Below are 1,218 nucleotides of genomic sequence, written 5' to 3'. Positions count from 1 at the left end.
ATGACACTGAAGCGATCAGATGGATTGAGACACTTTATGGATAGGCGTGCCTCAACGGGTGAGGATTGCTCCTCACCCGTTGAAAGCAACAGTAGACACCTCAAGTTGTAGTTCTGCTGTGCTTTTGAGAGTCTTTGGGAATCTCTTTTTTTTGGTTGCTCCATTTTGGCACAGTTATAGGTTGTTGGCTGATCCCAACATCTCAGGAAACATCTACACCCTGTAGTGAATTTTATCACCTATTACTGCCTATTCAAATCTTTACAGGTACGATCTTACTCGTTTCAATGCAAACTCATAAACCGGTTCGCTTTTAAAACTTAAAAATTGGTAAATCCTGGCCCACATTCTATTTGACATGCTGTAATCGAACGATTACATTCCAATATATGTATACAGTCAAAACACTACCAGAATTTGATAAATGGCTGGACCGCATAAAAGACCGCATTACACGGCTTCGCCTAAGCCGTCGTCTTGATAAAGCCCAGCGAGGAAATCTCGGCGATGTAAAACCTGTGGGCGAAGGCCTTTTCGAAATGCGGGAGCACTTCGGTCCGGGCTGGCGGATGTATTATACCAAGCGAGGTGATACGTTAATCATCATGCTTGGCGGTGGAGACAAGGGCAGTCAAGAGAGGGATATCGTCACAGCCAAAGAGCGTGAAGCTACACTGGAGGATTGAATTATGAAAAAACACATTGCCGACTTACCAGATTTCGATATGGCTCAACAGCTGAAGAGCGAAGAAGATATTGCTGCTTATATCACAATGGTGATTGAGGATGGTGATGCAGCTGAGCTGGCCCATGCTTTAGGGATAGCAGCCAAAGCTCGGGGTATGAGCGAAGTTGCAAAATCTACAGGTATAACCCGTGAAGCTCTGTATAAAGCGCTAAAACCAAATGCCAAACCTCGATTTGACACAATCAATAAGGTGTGTGCAGCCCTCGGTGTCCGTTTAGTAGCTCGGCCTACTCAATCTCAGTGAAAGGGTATCGCCCGATTCAGCAAGAACAGGTTTTGTTACGTATTCTTTGGTTATCTCTTCCTTAGAGTTGCTCCATTTTGGCACAATTATAAATTGTTGGCCGATCCCACCATATCAGGAACAAGGTGAATTTACAGATTTAATGATATGATAAACATTGCCATCATATACCTTAACCAGGACCATATCTCTATGTTGGCTCATTGGCCATGATCGCAGCGAAAAA

Annotated in this window: 2 protein-coding genes; both read left to right on the top strand. The window is 43.9% G+C overall.

Features of this window, described 5'->3' with window-relative positions; all coding sequences use genetic code 11:
- Positions 1 to 389 precede the first annotated feature (389 nt).
- The gene (locus BUF15_RS26505; protein ID WP_073617402.1) at positions 390 to 686 is read left to right on the top strand and encodes a type II toxin-antitoxin system RelE/ParE family toxin; all 297 of its coding nucleotides are present in this window, start codon (positions 390 to 392) and stop codon (positions 684 to 686) included.
- 3 nt (positions 687 to 689) lie between these two features.
- On the top strand, positions 690 to 992 hold the full coding sequence (locus BUF15_RS26500) for an addiction module antidote protein (protein WP_073617400.1): 303 nt from the start codon (positions 690 to 692) through the stop codon (positions 990 to 992).
- Positions 993 to 1,218: the final 226 nt, after the last annotated feature.

Source organism: Desulfopila aestuarii DSM 18488 (genome assembly GCF_900143695.1).
Taxonomy (GTDB): Bacteria; Desulfobacterota; Desulfobulbia; order Desulfobulbales; family Desulfocapsaceae; genus Desulfopila; species Desulfopila aestuarii.
Note: the sequence above shows the minus strand (reverse complement) of the source record. Positions and strands in the feature narration are given on the sequence as shown.